At 75.5% G+C, this 21,089-nt stretch carries 16 protein-coding genes; 9 read left to right on the forward strand and 7 right to left on the reverse strand.

Annotated elements, in window-relative coordinates; genetic code table 11:
• From ACWGB8_RS22275 to ACWGB8_RS22310, 8 genes are all read left to right on the forward strand, one after another.
• On the forward strand, positions 1-200 hold a 200-nt coding region (locus ACWGB8_RS22275; RefSeq protein WP_452215292.1), incomplete at its 5' end, for a hypothetical protein.
• A complete protein-coding gene (locus tag ACWGB8_RS22280; protein ID WP_452215293.1) occupies positions 197-1,126 on the forward strand; it encodes a class I SAM-dependent methyltransferase in 930 nt (309 codons plus the stop codon). The genes ACWGB8_RS22275 and ACWGB8_RS22280, both read left to right, overlap by 4 nt.
• Entirely contained in the window at positions 1,123-3,663 is a 2,541-nt protein-coding gene (locus ACWGB8_RS22285) for an MMPL family transporter (protein WP_452215294.1), read from the forward strand. The genes ACWGB8_RS22280 and ACWGB8_RS22285 overlap by 4 nt, the downstream gene beginning before the upstream one ends.
• Positions 3,664-3,670: 7 nt before the next feature.
• A complete protein-coding gene (locus tag ACWGB8_RS22290; RefSeq protein WP_452215295.1) occupies positions 3,671-4,420 on the forward strand; it encodes a CPBP family intramembrane glutamic endopeptidase in 750 nt (249 codons plus the stop codon).
• Positions 4,421-4,488: 68 nt separating this feature from the next.
• Positions 4,489-5,442: a PfkB family carbohydrate kinase gene (locus ACWGB8_RS22295; RefSeq protein WP_452215296.1), complete on the forward strand. Its 954-nt coding sequence runs from the start codon at positions 4,489-4,491 to the stop codon at positions 5,440-5,442.
• An 84-nt stretch (positions 5,443-5,526) separates the two neighbouring features.
• Positions 5,527-6,018: a VOC family protein gene (locus tag ACWGB8_RS22300; protein WP_452215297.1), complete on the forward strand. Its 492-nt coding sequence runs from the start codon at positions 5,527-5,529 to the stop codon at positions 6,016-6,018.
• 50 nt (positions 6,019-6,068) lie between these two features.
• Positions 6,069-7,025: a pyridoxamine 5'-phosphate oxidase family protein gene (locus ACWGB8_RS22305; RefSeq protein WP_452215298.1), complete on the forward strand. Its 957-nt coding sequence runs from the start codon at positions 6,069-6,071 to the stop codon at positions 7,023-7,025.
• A gap of 213 nt (positions 7,026-7,238) precedes the next feature.
• Entirely contained in the window at positions 7,239-8,600 is a 1,362-nt protein-coding gene (locus ACWGB8_RS22310) for a peptidoglycan-binding protein (protein WP_452215299.1), read from the forward strand.
• A gap of 55 nt (positions 8,601-8,655) precedes the next feature.
• On the opposite strand, the gene ACWGB8_RS22315 is transcribed toward ACWGB8_RS22310, so the two are convergent.
• Genes ACWGB8_RS22315 through ACWGB8_RS22335 form a run of 5 tightly spaced genes read right to left on the reverse strand, consistent with a single transcriptional unit; the run spans position 8,656 to position 14,853 of the window.
• Positions 8,656-9,423, reverse strand: coding sequence for a TrmH family RNA methyltransferase (locus ACWGB8_RS22315; protein ID WP_452215300.1), 768 nt, complete (start codon positions 9,421-9,423; stop codon positions 8,656-8,658).
• 55 nt (positions 9,424-9,478) lie between these two features.
• The gene (locus ACWGB8_RS22320; RefSeq protein WP_452215301.1) at positions 9,479-11,614 is read right to left on the reverse strand and encodes an FUSC family protein; all 2,136 of its coding nucleotides are present in this window, start codon (positions 11,612-11,614) and stop codon (positions 9,479-9,481) included.
• Positions 11,615-11,624: 10 nt separating this feature from the next.
• Positions 11,625-12,863, reverse strand: coding sequence for an HTTM domain-containing protein (locus ACWGB8_RS22325; protein ID WP_452215302.1), 1,239 nt, complete (start codon positions 12,861-12,863; stop codon positions 11,625-11,627).
• 22 nt (positions 12,864-12,885) lie between these two features.
• Entirely contained in the window at positions 12,886-13,626 is a 741-nt protein-coding gene (locus ACWGB8_RS22330) for a DUF5819 family protein (protein ID WP_452215303.1), read from the reverse strand.
• Between the two features lie 48 nt (positions 13,627-13,674).
• Positions 13,675-14,853: a rhodanese-like domain-containing protein gene (locus tag ACWGB8_RS22335; protein ID WP_452215304.1), complete on the reverse strand. Its 1,179-nt coding sequence runs from the start codon at positions 14,851-14,853 to the stop codon at positions 13,675-13,677.
• Positions 14,854-15,161: 308 nt separating this feature from the next.
• Between ACWGB8_RS22335 and ACWGB8_RS22340 the strand changes: the two genes are divergently transcribed.
• Positions 15,162-18,074 carry a SpoIIE family protein phosphatase gene (locus ACWGB8_RS22340; protein WP_452215305.1) on the forward strand — a complete coding sequence of 971 codons (2,913 nt, stop codon included), beginning with the start codon at positions 15,162-15,164 and terminating at the stop codon, positions 18,072-18,074.
• A gap of 61 nt (positions 18,075-18,135) precedes the next feature.
• On the opposite strand, the gene ACWGB8_RS22345 is transcribed toward ACWGB8_RS22340, so the two are convergent.
• Together ACWGB8_RS22345 and ACWGB8_RS22350 are read right to left on the reverse strand one after the other, a co-directional pair.
• Positions 18,136-18,897 carry a hypothetical protein gene (locus ACWGB8_RS22345; protein ID WP_452215306.1) on the reverse strand — a complete coding sequence of 254 codons (762 nt, stop codon included), beginning with the start codon at positions 18,895-18,897 and terminating at the stop codon, positions 18,136-18,138.
• A 227-nt stretch (positions 18,898-19,124) separates the two neighbouring features.
• Positions 19,125-20,915 carry a phosphatidylglycerol lysyltransferase domain-containing protein gene (locus tag ACWGB8_RS22350; RefSeq protein ID WP_452215320.1) on the reverse strand — a complete coding sequence of 597 codons (1,791 nt, stop codon included), beginning with the start codon at positions 20,913-20,915 and terminating at the stop codon, positions 19,125-19,127.
• Positions 20,916-21,089: the final 174 nt, after the last annotated feature.

Consider the following 21,089-nt stretch of genomic DNA (forward strand, 5'->3'; position numbering starts at 1 on the left):
CCTCCGCACCCGCCGTCGCCGCCGCCCTGCACGCCGCCGTGCTCGCCGGGGCGGCGGCGCCCGACCCCGCCGCGGCCCTCGTCGGCACCCTGGCCGGCACCGCCGGCCTGCTGCTCGTCGCCGCCTCGGCACCCGCCACCGGACGACCCCGGCCCGCCACCCCGGCGGGCCACGACCACACACCCAGGAGCCAGCCATGAGTCGCCTCGGACTCGCCGCCCGCGCACTGCGTCTGACCCTCAGCCGTACCCACGCGGATCCGACACCCGACTACGACGCCGCGAGTACCAGTTACGACACCTACTTCAGCCCCGTCATGGGCGTCCACTCGATCGCCGCGCTCGACGAGGTGGCCATCCGCCCCGGCGACCGGGTGGTCGAACTCGCCTGCGGCACCGGCCACCTGACGCACGAGATCGTCCGCCGGCTGGAGGGCCGCGGCTCGGTGCACGCGGTGGACAAGTCCCCCGGGATGCTCGCGGTCGCCAAGGCCAAGGTGCTGCCCGAGACCCTGCGCTCGCCCGGCCTCGACGTCTCCCTGGAGGAGGGGGACATGGAGGAGTTCCTGCGCACCCGCCCCACCGGCGGCGCCGACCTCGTGGTGGTCGGCTGGGCGATCTGCTACAGCAAGCCGGTCAAGCTGCTGGAGCAGATCCGCCGGGTCCTGCGCCCCGGCGGGCGGATCGTGGTGATCGAGACCCGCGGGGACGCCCTCAAGACCCTGATCGACCAGCTGGAGAAGGTCTTCGCCGCCGACCCCTCGCTGCTCACCGGGCTCGTCCGGGTCAACCTGCCGAAGGACGCCGCGACCGTCGCCCGCTGGTTCGCCAGGGCCGGACTCACCGTGGACGTCCAGCGCGACGGCCACCAGGTGCTACCGGTCGACACCCCCGACGCCGCCCTGGAGTGGGTGCAGCGCTCCGGCGCGGCGGCGGGCTTCAAGGACGCCGTCGACCAGAGCCGCGAGCAGCACGCCCTCGGCCTGATCCGCGACGGCCTCGCCGAGCACACCGCCAAGCACGGCCCGCTGGAGCTGCGGCACACCTTCGTCGTGGTCACCGGCACCAGCCCCGCCGCCGCCCCGGCCGCCGGCGGACGCCACCGCGAGGGGGTCGGCTCCGCATGACCCGCCCGACCGCCGCCCCGCCGGCGCCGACCCACGGCGCCGTGCAGGGCGGCCTGCTCGCAGTCGGCCGACTGCTCACCGCCCGGCCGAAGACCGTCCTCGCCGTCTGGGCGGTGGTGATCGCGGTCTGCTTCCCGTTCGCCGGCCAGCTCGACGACGTCCTGACCAAGCAGGGCGCCTCCAAGGTGGTGCCCGGCACCAGCAGCGCCCGGGCCGACAAACTGATCGAGGCGTCCTTCCCGCACCGCTCCCAGCGCGAGTCCGTGGTCGCCGTCGCCGCCCCGGACGTCCGCGGCCCGCAGCTGCGCACGGCGCTCGCCGACCTCGACCGCCGGATCGCCGAGCGCGTGGCCACCGGCGAGGTCCGGCAGTCCGCCTCGGCGTACACGCTCTACCGGGACGCCACCACCGAGTACCTGCGCGCCCTGCGCAGCGGCATCGACCAGCAGCTCGCCGCCCAGGGCGGCGCCACCCCGCAGGCCCGCCTGCAGGCGGTGGACGCCGAGGCCGCCGCCGGCCGGATCCCGGCCGCCCTGGCCCCGACCGCCCGGCAGGCGGTGGCCGCCGCGGACCAGGAGCTGCCCGGCCTGGCCGCCGCCTTCACCGCGGGCGCCGACTGGCACGCCTTCCCGGTGCCGGTGCCCGCCGAGGCCGTGGACCGGCTGCTCGCGAAGGACGGGAGGGCCGCCCTGGTCTCGGTCAGCTTCGGCGGCCGGCCCGGGCACGACCCGGACGTGGACTGGCTGCGCTCCGCCGTCGACGGCGCGCTGCGCACGGCCGGCACCGGGGCGGACACCACCGCGCACGTCACCGGCGAACTGGCCCTGATCAAGGACACGTACCAGAAGGCCGAGGACGACAACGCCCTGATGGAGACGGTCGCCTACGCGATCATCCTGGTGGTGCTGCTGCTGTTCTTCCGCGCCGTGGTGCCCGCGGTGCTGACCGTCGCGGCGATCGGCCTGGCGATGACCGTCAGCCAGGCCGCGCTGTTCGCGCTCGGCCACGGCGTGACGCTCACCCAGTTCACCGTCACCATCATGAACTTCGTGATGCTCGGTGCCGGCGTCGACTACAGCATGCTGCTGTCCTCGCGCTACCGCCAGGAGCGGCTGGCCGGGCGGACGCCCAAGGAGGCCACCGTCCACGCCACCGCGCACGCGGGGGAGTCGATGCTGCTCGCCGCGGTCGCCGTGGTGCTCGCCTTCGGCGCCACCCTGCTCTCGCCGGTCGACTGGATCCCGCCGCTCGGGTACGGCGGGCTGATCGGCATCCCGATCGTGCTGCTCGCCGCGCTGACCCTCACCCCGGCGCTGCTGGCGCTGCTCGGGGACCGGTTCTTCGCCCTCGGCCGCTCCCCGCTGAGCGACCTGGAGCACGGCAGCGCCCTCGGCCGCCACCTGGCCCGGGCCGCCGACCTGGCCCGCCGGCGGAAGGTGGCGATCGTGCTGCTCTTCGCCGCCGTCACCGTGCCGTTCGCGGTGATCACCGCGAACCACCGCTCGACGGCCGACCCGGTGGCGCTCAGCCCGGCCACCGACTCGCGCACCGGCTTCGAGCTGGTCGCCGACACCTGGGGCGACGCCACCGTGCTGCCCACGGTGATCGTCGCCCGTCCGGCGCCGGGCGTGGTCGGCGACGGGCACCGGCTCACCGACACCGGTCACCGCGCGGTCGCCGCGCTCACCGAGAAGCTGGCCGCCGTCCCGGGGGTCTCCCGGGTCGACGCGATCAACCGCCCGTTCGGCCGGGCCCTGCCGGCCGCCGAGGTCGACGCGCTCGGCGCCGAGCTGCGCCGCGACTACCTCGCCGACGACGGCGCCCTGCGGATCGTGGTCGAGCTGCGCGACAAGCCGTACAGCGAGGCCGCGTTCGCCACCGTCGACCGCATCCAGCAGGTCACCGACGCCGCCGCGGACGTCGGCCCGCTGGAGGTCGGCGGCGCCACCCAGGTGGACCGCCAGTACGGCGACGCGCTCAGCTCCAGCTTCTGGCAGATGATCGCGCTGGTCTCGGCCGGGGTCTTCGTGATGCTGGTGGTCGCGCTGCGCTCGCTGCTCATCCCGGTCCGGCTGATCCTCACGATCATGATGAGCAACGTCTGGGCGATCGGCCTCACCGTGCTGATCTTCCACTTCTGGCTCGACAAGGCGATCATCGACGACCTGCCGATCTTCCTGACCGTGCTGATGATGGGCCTCGGCATGGACTACGAGATCTTCCTGGTCACCCGGGTCCGCGACCTGGTGCGCAGCGGCGCCGACCAGGAGAGCGCCACCATCGGCGCGGTGGTCGACACCGGCCGGGTGATCAACGCGGCCGGGCTGGTGATGGCCGGCAGCCTCGGCACGATGGCGCTCTCCTCCACTGTGATGCTCCAGGAGTACGGGGCCGGGCTCGGCCTCGCCGTGCTGCTCGACGCCACGCTGATCCGGATGCTGTTCGTACCGGCGACGCTGCTGCTGTTCCGCCGCTACAACTGGTGGCTGCCGACGCTCCCGGCGCTGCGACGCAGCAGCCCGGCGAAGGCGGGGTGACGCTCCCGTGACCGCGGACCGCCCGGTGGGGGCGACCGTCGCCCCCGCGCCCGCCGCCACCGGGCGGGCCCGCACCGTGCACCGGCTGCGCGAGCACCACCGCGGCCGCCCGCTGACCTCGGCGGCCCGGCTGTTCGCGCTGCTCGCCGGGGTGCGGATCGCCGGGGCGTTCGCCGTGCCGCTGATGGTGCTCTCGGTCGGTCTGAGTGCCCTGGTCCTGGCGGTCGTGGACCGCCCGGGCCGGATCGACGCGGGCCTGCGCCGGTTCCCGCTGCGGCCGGCCCTGGCGGGCACCGCGCTGGTGGTGCTGGCCTACGCCAACACCGTCCTGGTCACCCGGGCCGCCTTCGGGCGGGACGGCGACAACTGGACGGCGCTGGTGCCGGAGCTGTTCCGGCAGCTGGCCCCCGGCTCCCCGCTGCTCGCCGGGCTGGCGATGGTGCTCTGCATGGGCCTGCTGGTGCCGCTGGTCGAGGAGGTCTGCTACCGCGGGGTGCTGTTCCGCGCGGTGGAGCGGGCCCGGGGGCCGCTGGTGGCGATCGTCGGCACCGCGGCGGCGTGGGCCATGGTGCACCTGGGCGACTACGGGCTCAACCCGTTCAACGCCCGGGTGATCTGCGGGGTGCTGCCGTCGGTGTTCGTGATGGGCCTGGCGCTCGGCATCTGCCGGGCCTGGACCGGCTCCGCCCTGGCCAGCACCCTCGCGCAGGGCACCGCGAACCTCCTCCTGCTCGGCTGGGTGCTCTGGGCCCTCTGACCCCGGCGACCCGCAGCGCTTCCCCGGCGCCGTCCCGTCCGACCACCGCTCAGGCAGGCAGGTACCCCATGAGAATCGCGGTCACCGGCCCGATCGTCATCGACAACCTGATGACCTTCCCCGGCCGCTTCACCCACCAGCTGCTCCCCGAGCAGCTCAAGCACCTCTCGCTCTCCTTCCTGGTGGACGACCTGGAGGTCCGCTACGGCGGGGTGGCGGCCAACGTCGCGTACGGCCTGGGCCGGCTGGGCCGGTCGGCGCGGCTGCTCGGCGCGGCCGGGCGGGACTTCGGCGCGTACCGGGCGCGGCTGGAGGAGGCGGGGGTGGACACCTCGCTGGTGCGGGTCTCCGCCACGCTGGCCACCGCCCGGCTGACCCGCACCACCGACGCCGACGACAACCGGATCACTGCCTTCCACCCGGGGGCGCAGGCCGAGGAGGTCGCCCCGGGCCCGGCGGGCTGGGCCGAGGGGGTGGGCCGGGTCTTCGTCGGCCCGGCCGAGCCCCGGGTGCAGGCGGGGTGGGCGGCGGAGTGCCGGCGGCTGGGCCTGCCGTTCCTGGTGGACGTCTCCGGGCGGACCGCCGAGCTGGGCCGGGCGGGCGCCGAGGAGGTGCTGACGGGGGCCGCGTACCTGGTGACCAACCGCCGCGAGCGCGCCCTGCTGCTGGACCACACCGGCTGGACGGCGGCCGAGGTGCTGGCCCGGGTCGGCGCCTGGATCACCACGCTCGGCCCGGAGGGCGTCTGGATCGACTATGCGGACGAGCCCTCGCTGGCGCTGCCGGCGGCGCCGATCCGCCGGCTGCCGGACCTCGCGGGGGCGGGCGGGGCGTTCCGCGCCGGCTTCCTGGCCGGCTGGGAGCAGGGGCTGGCGGACGAGGAGGCGGCCCGGACGGGCTGTGTGCTGGCGGCCTACGCGCTGGAGGCGTCCGGCTGCCAGGACTACGTGTTCGCCGGGGAGGCGTTCCGGGAGCGGCTGGCCGCCGCCTACCTAACCCCTTCGGAGACCAGTAATGGTTGACCATCCTCGGGGCTAACCATTAGCGTTGTGAGCACCGGTTAGGCAGCAGCCCGGCCGGACGCCCAGCCACGGGAGTGATCAGGCATGACCGGCCCCGCCCTCGCACCGAACGCCACCCGGGCCCTGCCCACCCTGCAGACCGGCCACGTCGGACTGAACGTCACCGACCTGGCCCGCTCGACCGCCTTCTACGAGCGCGTCCTCGGCCTGGAGACCACCGCCGAGGGCACCGACCCCGACCGCCGCTACGCCCTGCTCGGCCGCGACGGCCGGCTCGTACTCACCCTCTGGCAGCAGAGCGAGGGCCGCTTCGCCACCGCCTCCCCCGGCCTGCACCACCTCTCCTTCCAGGTCGACGGCCTCGACGAGGTGCGCGCCGCCGAGCAGGTGCTGCGCGAGCTGGGCGCCGAGTTCGCCTACGACGGCGTCGTCCCGCACCGCGAGGGCGCCTCCTCGGGCGGCATCTTCTTCACCGACCCGGACGGCATCCGGCTGGAGATCTACACCCCGGAGGGCGTCGACCGGACCGGCGCCGCAGCCCCCACCGAGTCCGCCCCGACCTGCGGGTTCTTCTAGGGCGTGTCGGACACTTCCCGCCGGGCGCGCTAGGAAGGACGGCCGCCGCCATGGACACCACCACCCCGTACCACCCCGGCGAGCGGGCCGTGCAGGCCCGCGCCGGACGGCTGGAGCGCGCGGACCACGCGGGCCGGGCCATCGGCCGGACCATCCCGCCGGTGGCGGCCCGCTTCCTCACCGAACGCCGGATGCTGGTGGTCGGCGCCGCCGACCCGGCGGGCCGGCTCTGGGCCACCCGGCTCACCGGCCCGGCCGGCTTCCTGACCGCCCCGGACGAGCGGACCCTGGCGGTCGCCACCCGGCCCGCCGCCGGGGACCCGCTGGCCACCGCCCTGGCCGGGCCCGCCGAGGTCGGCACCATCGCCCTCGACCCGGCCGCCCGCCGCCGGATGCGGCTCAACGGGCGTTCGACACCGGACGGCCGCGGCGGCCTGCTGGTCGCCGCCGACCAGGTGTACGCCAACTGCCCCAAGTACATCCAGCGCCGCAGCCCGGCCGGCGGGCCGGACGACCGGCCCGCCGCGTCCCGGCCCGCCACCGCCCGGGCGGTCGCCTCCGGACCGGTGCTCAGCACCGCCCAGCAGCTCGCGGTGGCCACCGCCGACACCTTCTTCGTCGCCACCGCCGGCCCCGGCGGCCGGGTGGACGCCTCCCACCGGGGCGGCAACCCGGGCTTCCTGGCCGTCCTCGCCCCGGGCCGGCTGCGCTGGCCCGAGTACGCGGGCAACAGCATGTTCATGACCCTCGGCAACCTGGAACTGGACCCGCGGGCCGGCCTGCTGCTGCCCGACTGGGAGAACGGCGGCGCCCTGCTGCTCACCGGCGAGGCCCGCACCGACTGGTCGCCCGGCGCGGCGGCCGGACTGCCCGGCGCCGAGCGGGTGGTCGACTTCACCGTCACCGAGGTGGTCGAGCTCGCCGACGCCGCGCCGCTCACCTGGAGCGGGCCCGAGTACTCCCCCGCCAACCCGCCCGTCGCCGCCGCACCCGGCCCCCGCCCGTAACGGACCGTCACGTTCGTGCCCGGACCGCCCCGGCCGCCCGGGCGGGTCCGCTCACACCGCGACACCCCGCCGAAAGGCCGTCACCCGCGCGGCGCAACCCGTCGCGCCGACGCGCCGAGCGGTTTGGGAGCTTTGTCCGGACACACGCGGAATCCTCCCGTAACGGTCGGCCCTGCCGGACCGTCAGGGCCGGGACCGGGAAAGAGGCGGGCCATGACCGAACCATCCACCACCCTGCTGGTCTTCGACGAGGTCGAGCCGGGCGGCGACTGCATATGCGGGGGCTGCACGGCCCGCCGCCGGGCCCGGCTGCACTCCGCGCCGGTCCGCGACGGCGGTCACGCCGCAGCCCACAGCGTCCGCCGCCGCGCCGCCGTCCTGGTGGCCGCCGTCGGCACCGCGCTCGGCGGGGGCGCGGCCGGAGCCGGCCAGGCCGCCGCAGCCCCGGCCCCCGCACCCACCCCGACCCCCGGCGGCGGCACCGCGGTCCAGCCGCCGCAGACCCCCCAGGGCGAGGTCAGCGGCCTCTACGGGGAGGGCCCCTCCGCCCGCGCCGCCGCCACCCCGACCACCCGGGCCCTGATCATCGAACGGGCGCAGAGCTGGATCGACCAGAAGGTTCCGTACAGCATGGGCCGCCACTGGTCGGACGGCTACCGGCAGGACTGCTCGGGGTTCGTCTCGATGGCCTGGGGCCTGGGCAGCAGTCAGACCACCTGGACGCTGCCCGACTACGCCGACCGCATCACCAAGGCCGACCTGCAGCCCGGCGACATCCTGCTGCACAACAACCCGGCCAGCCCGCAGTCGGGCTCGCACGTCACGATCTTCGGCGGCTGGACGGACTCCGGCCGCACCCGCTACCTCGCCTACGAGCAGACCTCCCCGGGCGCGACCAAGCGGGCGACCCCGTACGCGTACTGGAAGAACTCCGCCTCCTACGTCCCGTACCGCTACCGGGGCCTGGCGCCCGCGACCGGCGGCGCCAGCAGCGACGGGGCCGCCGCCAACGCCTTCCCCGGCGCCGACAAGTTCGGCCCCGGCGCCGAGAACGCGTACGTCACCCGGCTCGGCCGGATGCTGGTGCAGCGCGGCGCGGCCCGCTTCTACACCGAGGGCCCGGGGCCGCGCTGGAGCGAGAGCGACCGCCGGGCCACCCGGGCCTTCCAGGAGGCCCAGGGCTGGCGCGGCGCCGAGGCCGACGGCCTGCCCGGCAAGGACACCTGGGACTACCTGGTCAACGGCAGGGGCCGCTCGATCGCCGACGTCCGGACCGTACCCACCGAGCCCACCGCGCCCGCCGACCCGCCCGCCCCGGCCGGTCCGGGCACCCCGCCCCCGCCGTTCCCGGGCCCGGACGCCTTCCGGCCCGGCGCGAACGGCGACCACGTCCGGCTGCTCGGCGAGCAGTTGGTCCGCCGGGGCTACGGCCGCTTCTACACCGAGGGTCCCGGCCCGCTCTGGACGGAGAGCGACCGGGCCGCCGTCCGGGCGTTCCAGGAGGCCCAGGGCTGGCGCGGCGCCGAGGCCGACGGCGTCCCCGGCCCGGACACCTGGCGCCGCCTCTTCGGCTGAGCCCGCCCGGGCCGGTCGTCCGGTCCGCTGCCCGGGGACTGCTACCCGGGGTCCGCTACCGGGGGCCGTCCGCGACCGGCCGCCGGGACATCCAGTGGAACAGCCCCATCGCGACGCTGGTGGCCAGGTTGAAGCTGGACACCCCGGGCTGCATCGGCACCGCCACCAGCCGGTCGGCCCGGGCCCTCAGCTCCGCCGAGACGCCGTGCCGCTCGGTGCCGAAGGCGAGCAGGGCGTCGTCCGGGACGTCCACCGCGCGGATGTCCTCGCCCTCCGGGTCCAGGACGTGCAGCGGCCCGGCGGGCAATCCGTCCAGCGCCACCCGCTCGACTGCGGTGGCCCAGTGCAGCCCGGCGCTGCCGCGCAGCACCGCCGGGTGCCAGGGGTCGAGGTCGCCGGTGGTGACCACGCCGGTGGCGCCGAAGCCGGCCGCGAGCCGGATCACCGCGCCGACGTTGCCCAGGTTGCGCGGGTTCTCCAGCAGCACGATCGGCGCCCGGCGGGGCCGGCGGTCGAGCGCCGCCAGGTTGGCGTCGACGGCGGGCCGGTCGGCGAGCGCGGCGACCCCGGTCGGGTGCAGCCGGGGCACCAGCTCCTTCAGCCGCCCGGCCGGCACCTCCACGGCGAGCCGGTCCACCGCCGGGACGACGTCCTCGGCCAGCTCGGCGGCGAGCCCCAGCAGCGCGGCCCGGTCCGCGGTCAGCACCCGCCGGACGCCGCCGCCGAAGCGCAGCGCGTGCTTCAGCGTGTGGAAGCCGTCCAGCAGCACCGTCCCGGGGGCCCGCGCCTCGGCCCGCCACTCGCGCATCACCTGCTCGTCCATGCCGCCCACTCTGCCACCCCGCCGAACGGGCCCCGGCCCACGGGCCGGACGGAGCCTAGCGCCCGGTCGGCTCCGGTTCGCGGCCGACCGTGCCGCCGCCGCGCAGCGCCCGTTCCAGGTCCTTCAGCGACTGCAGCAGCAGCCGGGTGCCGGCCAGCAGGACGTCCCGCTGGACGTTCGGCGGCGCCCCGGCCGAGCGCCGTTCCAGCTGCGCCTGGGCCTCCCGTACCGGGCCGAACTCCACCGGGCGTTCGGTGAGCAGCGCGGCGGCGGCCAGGGCGGTGGCCAGCTGCAGCTCCTCGGCGAACTCGGCGGCGCCGGGCACCGGTTCGGCGTCGGCCGCGGGCAGGTGGGCCTCCAGCAGGACGGCGGCCCGGCCGAGGTGGCCGACCGCGGCGCGGGCCCGGTCGATCTGGCGCCGGCTCACCCCGGGCAGCCCGGAGGCGTGCCGGCCGGGTTCGGCGTCGGCCCGCTGCATCGCCTGGAGCAGTTCGGAGCGGGCCTCCCGGGAGTCCAGCAGCGCCGCCCGCACCTCCCGTCCGCGCGGTTCGGCGGGCCGCTCGTACACCGCGACGACGGCCGCCGCGTACCGGCCGGCGGCGGCCAGCCACTCGGCGAGCCGCTCGCCGAGCCGGGCGGTCTGCCAGGTGGGGAACAGCGCGTACGCGAGCAGCGCGATCGTGCCGCCGAGCAGGGTGAGCCCGACCCGTTCGATCGCGGTGGCCAGCGGATCGCCCTCCTGCAGGCCGAGCAGGAAGACCACGTAGGAGGAGATGCCGACGGTCATCAGGGCGTAGCCGGTGCGCAGGGTGAGGTAGGCGCCGGCGACGCAGCCGACCGCGAGGGCGGCCAGCACCAGGTCGCCGGGGTCGGCGAGCTGCACGACCAGGGTGGAGACGGCGACGCCGACCACGGTGCCGGCCAGCCGGGCGACGCCGCGGCTGTAGGTCTGGGCGAAGTCCGGCCGCATCACCATGGCGGCGGTCATCGGTGCCCAGTGGCCGTGCTCGAAGCCGGCCAGCCGCCCCAGCAGGTAGGCGAGGGTGACCACCCCGGTGAGCCGGACGGCGTGCTGCAGGACCGCCGAGCGCGGCTGGAGCTGGCGGCGCACGGCCCGGGCGGCGACCGGCAGCATCCGGGAGATCGGCGGTTTGCTGAGCGCTCCGCCGGCGCCGACCACCGGGGTGCTGATGGTGTCCTCGTCGCCGCGGTCCAGGGTGTCGGCGGCCTTGCGCAGCAGGCCGGCCAGCCGGCGGGCGGCCCGCCGGGCGGCGCCGCGCAGCTGCGGCCCGTCGGGCGGGACGGCCAGGGTGAGCGCGGGCGCGGAGCGCGGCAGCCGCAGCGGGTCGCCGGTGCGGACGGCCCTGGCCAGCGCGTCCATCGCCTCGGCCGAGGCGGCGAGCACGGCCCGGGCCCGGTCGCGTTCGGGCCCCTCGGCGGGGGCGCCGACCTTGGGGTCGGCGATCGCGGCGAGGGTCGGCCGGATGCGTTCGGCGATGCCGCGCAGTCCGCGCATCTCGGGCGGCCGGTGGCGCTCCTGCCAGGGGGTCAGGGCGGCGGCGTGGCGGGCCGTCATGAACGGCGCCGGGTCGACGTGGGCGGTCGGGTCCTGGCGCAGCCGGCGGGCGTAGTCGGCGAGCGAGGCGTAGGTGTCGGCGAGGGCGTCCCGCTGGGCGGTCCAGCTGCCGATCGGCCAGAGGGTGATGACCAGCGCCTGGACGGCCCCGCCGAGCGCGCAGACCAGTCCGTGGCCGAGCGCGGTGGGCACGCTGACGGGCAGTTGGACGACGATCAGCATGACCGACAGGGTGTTGGCGGCGACCACGCCGGCGGTCGGCCCGATCGCCCAGGCGAGGCCGGCGCCGAAGGCCCAGACGGCGAGCAGGACCGGAAAGGCGCCGGGGACGCCGGCCGCCACGTAGCCGAGGAAGGTGCTGAGGCCGAGTCCGGTCCCGGCCGCGGCGGCGAGGGTGGCGCGCGGGCGGAAGCTGCGCTGGAAGGTGGCGGTGCCGGCGATGAAGGCGCCCATCGCGGCGGAGGTGGCGAGGCCGGGGCCGGCGATCGCCAGGGTGGGGAAGAGCACGAGGGCGACGGCGACCGCGCCGCGCACCGCCCGTTGGGGGTCGGTGAGCGCCCGGTCGAGGGTCAGTCCGGTTCGCGCGGTGTCACGAAGGGCGGCGAACCAGGACATGTCGGACAGCCTATGCGAGGAGCCTGCGGCGCACCCGGAGGCAGCGGGCGCCCAGCCAGAGCAGCGCGCCGGTGGGCAGGAACACCGCGTCCGCGACGATCATCGCGAGCGAGAACACCGGCAGCCCGAGCAGCACCGCGATCCCGGCGTGCTCCGCCATCATCACCGCCAGCAGGACGTTCTTGACCCGCCGGTGCATCAGCGTGAACGGGAACGCCACCTGCACGACCACCGTGCCGTAGGTCATCAGGAAGACCGGCACCAGCGCCGCGCCGGCCAGCGCGGAGAGCCCGGGCCAGGGCGTGAAGTAGTCGAGGTGCAGCGGGTAGTGCAGCGCGGTGCCGTCCTGCCAGCGCGAGCCCTGCACCTTGTACCAGCCGGCCGTCGCGTAGATCAGCACCACCTGGGCGGCGATCACCAGCATCGCGCAGTTGTGCACCATGGTCGCCAGTGCGTCCAGCACGGCCCGCGGCTCGCCGTCCGGCCACCGGCGCCCGACCGCCCACCGGAGCCCGGCCACGGCCCACAGGCCCCAGAACAGCGGCGCCCAGCCCAGGTACGGCGGTGCCGCGCTCGTCCAGGCCAGCGCCGGGCCGGCGAAACCGCCGAGCGAGCAGAGCAGCAGCACCGCGCCGAGCACCGCCCAGACCACCACCCCGGTGCGGTCGGGCCCGCGGCGCCGGGAGTCCAGCGACCAGACCTCGGCGCAGCGGGTGAAGACCAGGTAGACGGCCATCAGGTGGACGACGTTGTCGCCGCCGTCGCCGAGGAAGACGTTGCGGTTCTGCAGCGACAGCACGGTGACCATGAACAGCACGCCGGACGCCCGGGTCCGCCAGCCCAGCACCACGGCCGCCGCCGACAGCAGGGCCAGCAGGTAGACCAGCTCGAACCAGAACCGCCCGCCGAACCAGGGCAGCACGGTCAGCGCCCCGTTGTCGGCCAGCAGCCGGCCCGCCAGCTCCGTCGACCAGGGCGAGCGGTCCCCGTACAGCACCCGCCGGTGCGGCCACTCGCGCAGCAGGTGCGCCAGCCAGACCAGCCCGAAGCCGATCCGCACCACCGCCGCCTGGTGGCGCCCGAGCACCTGCCCGGTGAACGCAGCGCCGGCCCGGCCGAGCGCCTCCCGGACCCCGGTCCGGCGCGGTGGCCCGGGCAGCGGCGCCGGTCCGGCCGGCCGCTCCGGCTCCGGCCCGGCCTGCCGGGGGATGCCGCCGAGCAGCTGCGGGCCGGCGGCCGTGTCGCTCATCGGACCGCCCCGCCGGATCGGTTCACAGCAGCTCCCGGTAGTCCTCGTCGTTGACCGGCCACCACGGCAGCTCGCGCACCCGGGGTCCGGCCGGCGCGCTCTCGCCGCTCCAGTCGGGCGGCGGCACCGCGGTGGTGGTCACCCGGAACCGGATCTCCAGGATCCGCTCGCCGTCCGCGGTCCGGCCGAACCGCTGCAGCGCGATCCGCTTGAGGTACTGCTCGGCGAGCTTGCCGCGCGGGCCGGTCAGCGCGTCGTCCTGCGGGTTGTGGGTGCCGTCGTAGAAGTCCCAGGCCCGGCGCAGCAGGTTCTGGTCGACGTGACTGGGCACCGGGTTGCCGCGGATCGCGGCGATGTCCCGGGCGGTCAGGCCGACCCAGTCGTGGGTGCGTTCGGCGCCGCCGTCGACGACGGTGCGCACCCGGGCGTCCAGCACCACGTTCTGCTGCAGCGGGTTGGGCGCGAACAGCTTCCAGTTCTGCTCGAACTCGGGGTAGACCACGCCGTCGACCACCTCCCGGTACTCCCGGGAGAGCGAGTTGGCGGGGGCGACGTGCAGGAACACCGTGCCCAGGAACAGCCCGGTACCGGCCAGCAGCAGGACCCCGGACAGGCCGAGCACGGCCCGCGCGGGCCGCGACCAGGCCCGCCGGCCGTCCGGCCCGGCGGGCGCACCGGCCCCCGGCTCCGCCCCCGGTCGCGTCCCCGGCTCCGGGATCGGGTCCGGGATCGGGTCCGGCTCCCGGTCTGGCTGCGGCGACATCCCGCCCCCCCTCGAAGCGCCGCCGCAGCCCCTGGCTGCGGGGGATGACTACAGAACGAAGGCGTCCCGGCCGCCGCTGCCGACCATCGGGCGGGCCGCGGCCTCCCAGGCGTACATCCCGCCGTCGACGTTGACCGCCTCCCGGCCCTGCTGGACCAGGTACTGGACGACCTGCGCGGAGCGCCCGCCGACCCGGCACAGCACGTACAGCTTCTCGTCCGGCAGCTCGCCGAGGCGGGCGACGACCTCGCCGATCGGGATGTGCAGGGCGCCCTCGACGTGGCCGGCGTCCCACTCGTCCTGCTCGCGCACGTCGAGCAGGACGGCGTCGGCGGGCACGGAGGAGGCGTCGGTGGTGGGGATCCGGTCGAACATGGTCTGGGTCTCCTGGGGGTCGTTCGTGGCACTGCCATTGTCGCCCACCGGTCCGGCCGCCCCGAGCAGCCGCTCCAGCTCCGCCTGCTGGGCCGCCGCCCGGGCGAGCAGCTGCTCGGCCAGCTCCTGCAGCAGCCCGTCCGGGTCCTGCGGGGCGAGCGCCAGCAGCTGGCCCATCGCGCTGTCCTCCAGCCGGACCTGCTCGGCGGCGATCCGGCCGATCCGCCCGGTGAGCCATTCCAGGCGCCGGCGCAGCCAGTCGAGCCGGTCGGGGGAGTCCTCGGCCGGGGCGGCCTCCGGGGCGGTGGACCACTCGGCGGAGAGCACCTCCAGGGCGGCGGTGTCGCCGTGCGCGTACGCCTCGTTGACCCGGGCGATGAAGGCGGCCCGGCGCTGCTGCTCGGCCGGGTCGGTGGTGAGGTCGGGGTGGGCCCGGCGGGCCAGGTCGCGGTAGATCCTCTGGGCGTCCTTGCCGGGGCGCACCCGGGCGGGCGGCTCCGGGGCGGGCGCCGGCACCTGCTGCTCCTGGGCGGACTCCTGGACTGCGTCGAACAGCGCGTCGAGGTCCGGCAGCTCGTCGACCCGGTGGCGCGCCTCGGCGGCCCGGCGCAGGTCGTCGGGGTGCCCGGTCCGGGCGGCGACGGCCTCGGCGACCAGCGCGTCGAGTTCGTCGAGCCGGGCGTAGAGCGGGCCCAGCAGCTGGTAGTGGATCAGCGCGAAGTTGTCGATCTCGACCCGCAGGGTCTGGAGGTCGACGTCCATGGTGAGCCAGGCGAGTTCGGCGGCGGCGACCCGCTCCTCCCACTCCTGCTGCTCCGGGTCCGTCCAGCGGACGGGGCTGTGCGCGGTCACTGATCTCGCCTCTGCAGTTCTGGTCGGGCGGCCGTCCGGCCACCCTACCCCCGGCCGCAATCCTCCATTCGGGGGAGCGCGAAAGCTTGCCGTTCGGGTGAACTCGGAGTATTCGGCGGCGCACGCGGGGTGACACGCAACTGATACTCACGAATCTCACCGTTTCGCTATCGAGCCCGCCCCTGTCCGTGCTTCGCTGTTAGGGCGTGTCCGGCCCTCACCGGGCACAGCTGTACAGCACAGCGTGCCGCCCTCCACACAAACGGCTGCCTCCAGGCGCGGTGGCCAGGCGGGAGCAGACCCAATCCATGGTGGACGAGCCAAACTCCACAGCGCATCCGGCAGGCGCCGCCCCCGGCGCCGGGGCCCTCCCGGGCGACCGGCCCCCGGGCGTGGTCGCCCTCGTCCGGCTCGCCGTCGTCCTGGTCGACCAGGAGGGCCGGATCGCCCAGTGGACCAGGGCCGCCGAGGAGCTGTTCGGACACCGCGCCGAGGTCGCCTGCGGGCGACCGGCCACCGGGCTGCTGCCCGCGGTCGAACCGCGCGGCACCGCCGCCGGCCCGGCCGCCCGCCACCGCTGCGACGCGCTCGACACGCTCGCCCGGTACACCTCCTCCGGCGCGGCCTGGGCCGGCCAGCTGTCCGTGGTGGACCGCGAGGAGCACCTGCGCGACATCCTCTGGTGGGCCTACCCGCTCGGGGCGCCCGACGACGGCGCCGGCCTGCTCGCCCTGGCCGCCGACGCCCGTCCGCTGCGTGCCGGCGGACCGCGCCTGGCGCTCGGCGAGCGCCTGCTGCCGCTCGCCCCCGCGACCGGCGCCCGCGGCGGCTTCCACCGGCTCGGCGCCGACCTCACCGCCCCGGCCGCCGCGATCCCCGGGCCGTTCGCCGAGCGGCTCACCCGGCTGCTGCCGGCCGGCCACGGCCCGCTGCCGGAGGTACTGCGCCGCTCCGGGCTGCCCGCCCTGCGGCTGGACCCGTCCACCGTGCTCCCCGTCCTCCCCGCGCTGCCCGCCGACCAGCAGCCCGGCACCGCGCACCCCGCGGCCGGGCTCGGCCGCCGCTACCCGACCGCCCAGCAGCGGGCCACCCGGCTCGGCCCGTCCGTGCCCTCCGCCGAGCCCGGCGCCGCGGTCCGCCGCACCCCGGGCCCGCTGCCGGGACCGCGCGAGTCCGTCGCCCAGCCGGGCGACCGGCAGCCCGCCGCGCAGCCCGTCCCGGAGCCCGCCTGCGCCACCGCGGCCGCCCCCGGCGCGGGTCCGGCCCGGGCGGGCGCCTCCACCGTCCCGTCCGGCACGGGCGCCGCCGAGCAGGAGGTCGTGGAGCAGGGCGTCGTCGAGCAGGGTGTCGTGGAGCAGGGCGCGCCGCCGTCGGCCGGCCCGGAGTGGGGCGCGGTGCAGCCCGGCGCCGCGGAGCAGCCCGCCGGTCCGTCCGCCCACAGCCGCCCGCCCCGGCGCACCGACGCGGTGCCCGCCCCCGGCGGCCGGTCGCCCGGCTGGACCGAAGGCCCCCCGGACGAGGGCCGGCTCGGCCCCTTCCTCACCAACGGCCACGCGGGCGAGCAGCTCGCCCTGCTGAACGAGGTCGGCGGCAAGGTCGGCACCACCCTCGACCTGGGCTTCACCGCCCACGAGCTGTGCCAGGTGCTCGTCCCCCGGGTCGCCGACTTCGCCTGCGTCGACCTGCTGGACGGCCTGATCTCCGACTCCGAGCTGCCCAAGGCCGAGCCGGACGACGACACCATGCTCCGCCGGGTCGCCCTGGTCTTCAACGAATCCGGCGGCGAGTGGGACCACGTGCTCGCCGAGGGCTCGCTGCTCGCCATGCCCGGCCGCACCCCGCCCGGGATGGCCCTCCAGCTCAACCAGCCCGTCCTGGTGCCGGTGGTCAGCAAGGACGTCGCGGTGGACTACGCCGCCGCCCTCGGCGGGGCGGCGCTGGCCTCGGCGGTCTCCGGCCGCTCGATGCTGGTGGTGCCGCTCTCGGCCCGCGGCACCGTGATCGGCATCCTCAAGCTGCTCCGGCTGCCCGACCGCGCCCCCTTCGACGAGAGCGACGCCGCCACCATCAAGGAGCTGGCGGCCCGGGCCGCGCTCTCGCTGGACAACGCCCGGCTGCACGGCGCCATGGCCAAGGTCGCCACCACCCTGCAGCGCTCGATGATCCCGACCCGCCCGCCGCGCATCCCCGGGGTACAGATCGCCCACCGCTACCTGCCCGGCGACCCCCGCGCCGAGGTCGGCGGCGACTGGTTCGACGCCATCCAGCTGCCCGGCAGCCGGGTCGCCCTGGTGGTCGGCGATGTGATGGGCCACGGCCTGCACTCCGCCGCCGCGATGGGCCGCTTCCGCACCGCGATGCAGACCCTCGCCGCCCTCGACCTGCCGCCCGGCCAGCTGCTGCGCCACCTCGACAACCTGGCCCACAAGCTCGGCGACGACCACCTGGCGACCTGCCTGTACGCGGTCTACGACCCGATCAACCGGACCTGCGAGCTGGCCAGCGCCGGGCACGTGCCGCCCGTCCTGGTCCACCCGGACGGCACCGGCGAGCTGCTGGAGATCCCGGCCGGCGCCCCGATCGGCGTCGGCGGGGTGCCGTTCGTCGCCAAGACCATCGACGTCTCGGACGGCTCGATGCTGGTGCTGTGCACCGACGGCCTGGTCGAGGTCAGGGGCGGCGACATAGGGACGGGGCTGGCCGCCATCTGCGGCAACCTGATCGACCCCCGGCACACCCCGGAGCAGGCCTGCGACGTGGTGCTGGAGCGGCTGCACTCCGACGACCGCAAGGACGACGTCGCCCTGCTGGTGGCCCGCTTCGACGGCGTCGCCCCCAGCGAGGTCGCCACCTGGGACCTCCGGGTCGACCAGCGCGAGGTGCGCCGGGCCCGCGCGCTGGTCCGCGAGCAGTTGGCGGCCTGGCACCTGGAGGCGCTCGCCGACAGCACCGAACTGCTGGTCAGCGAGCTGGTGACGAACGCCGTCCGGGTCGCCAGGGACCGCGTGCAGCTGCAGTTGATCCGGATCGACAAGCTGCTGGTGGAGGTCAGCGACGACAACCACAACCTGCCGTCGCTGGAGCCCGCCGAGCAGCTCGGCGAGACCGGCCGGGGTCTGACCCTGGTCACCAAGCTCGCCGAGCGCTGGGGCACCGCCCGCAAGGCGGTCGGCAAGGTCGTCTGGTTCGAGCTCCCACTGCCCCGCGCCCCGCGCGGCTGAACCCGGCTCAGCGGCCGAACCCGGTTCAGCGGCGGTACCGGGGCGGGGCGCCGACGGGTGCTCAGGAGATCGCGGCGCCCGCCGACGCCCGGCGGCGGGCCTCCGCGGCGACCTCCAGGGACGCCTGCGCCGCGACCGTCGTCGCGGCCCGGACCCCGGCCAGCACCCGCGGCCAGAAGTCGCCGAACACCTCCACCGAGGCGGCGATCAGCGCCGCCGCGACCAGCGCGACCACGTGCTCCAGCCCGGCGAGGTTCGGCAGCACCACAGCCTCGCCGATCATCACCAGCGCCACCAGCCCGCCGGTGAACCGCGCCCTGGCCCGGAAGGCGATGCAGATCGCCAGCCCCACCACGGCCGCCGAGGGACCGGTGTCCCGTACGTGCGCCACCCACCCGGGGAAGCCGAAGAGGTGCTCGGGGCCGATCATCACCCCGACCCGGGCGAACATGGTGCCCGCCAGCGTGCAGGCGTAGGCGACCACCAGGGTCATCCGCCGGCCGAGCACGACCTCCGCGATCCCGAAGACCACGAACACCTGCGCCAGCGCCCCCCAGACCGGCAGGTCCAGCGCCGGGACGTAGAGCGACAGCGGGGTGCGCAGCAGCGAGACCTCCAGCGGCAGCGCGGCCTTCACCACCCCGATCCTCGTGACGAACTGCTCGCCGCCCGGCAGGTGCTGGACGATGCTGAACATCAGGATCAGCAGCGTCGCCACGGTCGCCAGTGGAAAGGCGGCGAACTTCCGGTGCACCACCCGTTCGCGCACCATGCCGTACAGGGGCCCCCACTCCGCGACAGCCGCCGACCTGGCGATCGCCATCGGCCGCTTTCGCACGCCCCCCGCGTGGGTCCTGCGAATCACAGTCTCTCTCCAAATTCCCCGAACGCCCCGGGATTTCCCGAACCACCTCAACATTAGGAGCGGCCCCGGGAATGCACATCGGCATGGAAGACGGACCGGCGTCATCCTCCAGGGGGAGGGGAACTCGGAGAACACCCCCATCCGGACCCCCCGGAACCGGCTCCCCTCCGCCCCCCGGCGGAGGGTCAGCCCTTCCCACCCCGCGCCGCCGTCGGCACCCCGGGGCCCGCGACCGCGGTGCCCGGGTGTCGGCGACGGAACAGAGCGGGCAGACTCGGCGCGGTGATGAAGCCCTCCGCACGCGCACTCGCGATTCCGATCCGCGGGATCTCACTGCTCTTTTCGAACAGCAGGTAGCGCGGTTCCCAGATCGGCCGGTACTTGGCGTTCGCCCGGTACAGCGATTCGATCTGCCACCAGCGCGAGAAGAATCCGAGGACGGAACGCCACAGCCGGAGCACCGGCCCGGCCCCCAGTCGGGAACCCCGTTCGAAAACGGAGCGGAACATCGCGAAGTTCAACGAAACGCGCGCCAGATTCACCTCGCCGGCCCGCTGCAGGAGTTCGATCACCATGAACTCCATCAGCCCGTTCTCGGTGTCCCGCGCCCGGCGCATGAGGTCCAGCGACAGCCCGTCCTCGCCCCACGGCACGAAACTCAGCAGCGCCTTGAGCTCGCCCTCGCCGTCGTGGCACTCCAGCATCACGCAGCGCCCGTCGCCCGGGTCGCCGAGCCGGCCGAGCGCCATCGAGAAGCCGCGCTCGGTCGCGCCGTCGCGCCACTGGTCGGCCTTGGCCACCAGCTCGGCCATCTCGCTCTCGGGGATCTCCTCGTGCCGGCGGATCCGCACCGTGTAGCCGGCCCGCTTGACCCGGTTGTACGCCTGGCGCACCACCCGCATCGCCCGGCCGTCCAGCGAGAACTCGTCCAGCTCGACGATCGCCTCGTCACCCAGCTCCAGCGCGTCCAGCCCGTGCCGGGCGTAGATCACACCGGCCTCCTCGGAGGCGCCCATCACGGCCGGCGCCCAGGCGTGCTCGCGGGCCTCGGCCAGCCAGGCGTCGATCGCCCCCGGCCAGGCCTCCGGGTCGCCGATCGGGTCGCCGGAGGCCAGCGACACCCCGCCGACCACCCGGTACGTCACCGCCGCCTTGCCGCTGGGCGAGAAGATCACCGCCTTGTCCCGACGCAGCGCGAAGTAGCCCAGCGAGTCCCGCTCGCCCTGCTTGGCCAGCAGTCCGCGCAGCTTCTCCTCGTCCTCCGCGGTGAGCAGCTCGGTGTCCCGCGGGCTGCGGAACGCCACGTACAGCACCAGCAGGAAGAGCACCGCACCCATCGCGTTGATGGTGGCGTTGACCCAGGTCGGCGCGAGGATCACCGAGCGCAGGTGCTCGGACGGGGCGACCGTGACCATCCGGGCGATGGAGTAGCGGAAGAGGTCCCAGAAGTCGGCGCCGGTGAGGCTGTTGTTCAGCCCGACCAGCAGCGCGCCGACCGACCCGCCGAACAGCAGGCCGCCGAGGAAGGTGGCCACCGCGGTCTTGGGGTTGGAGCGGTCGCCCTTGGAGGTGAACTCCCTGCGCCCGATCAGCAGGGCCAGGACGAACAGGCAGGTCAGGATCGTGGAGATCCAGTTCAGCGGGTGGTCGTTGAACCGCTCGCCCGGCCACGACATGGCGACCAGGTAGAGCACCGCGAACAGCCCGGCCAGCGCCAGGTTGAAGATCCACGCGGCCCGCTTGCGCCGCCGCATCGCGACCGCCAGGAACACCGACAGCACGACGCTGCTCAGCCCGGCGGTCAGCAGGTACGGGGTGAAGTACTCGCCCTCGTTGTGCGTCTCGACCTGGTCCCGGAACGGCACCAGGAGCACCGTCACCAGGTTCAGCAGGGCGAGCAGCCGCAGGTACCAGACGGTGGCCGCGGCCGCCCTGGGACTCAGCCGCTCAAGCAGCGGAGCGGGCCGGGAGGGCACGGCGGACGGCTCCGACTTCACAGTGGACGACACGGCTCAATTCCAAACGATCAGATGGTGGGGCGCATCCGCACACGTCCCGACAGGAAGCTGCCTCGTCCCATGCTTCCCCATCGAAGATGAGAATTACGTGAACCCGCTTGCGGATTCACACCCCCGCCGTTCGGCGGGGGT

The sequence above is a fragment of the Kitasatospora sp. NPDC054939 genome (assembly GCF_053610105.1).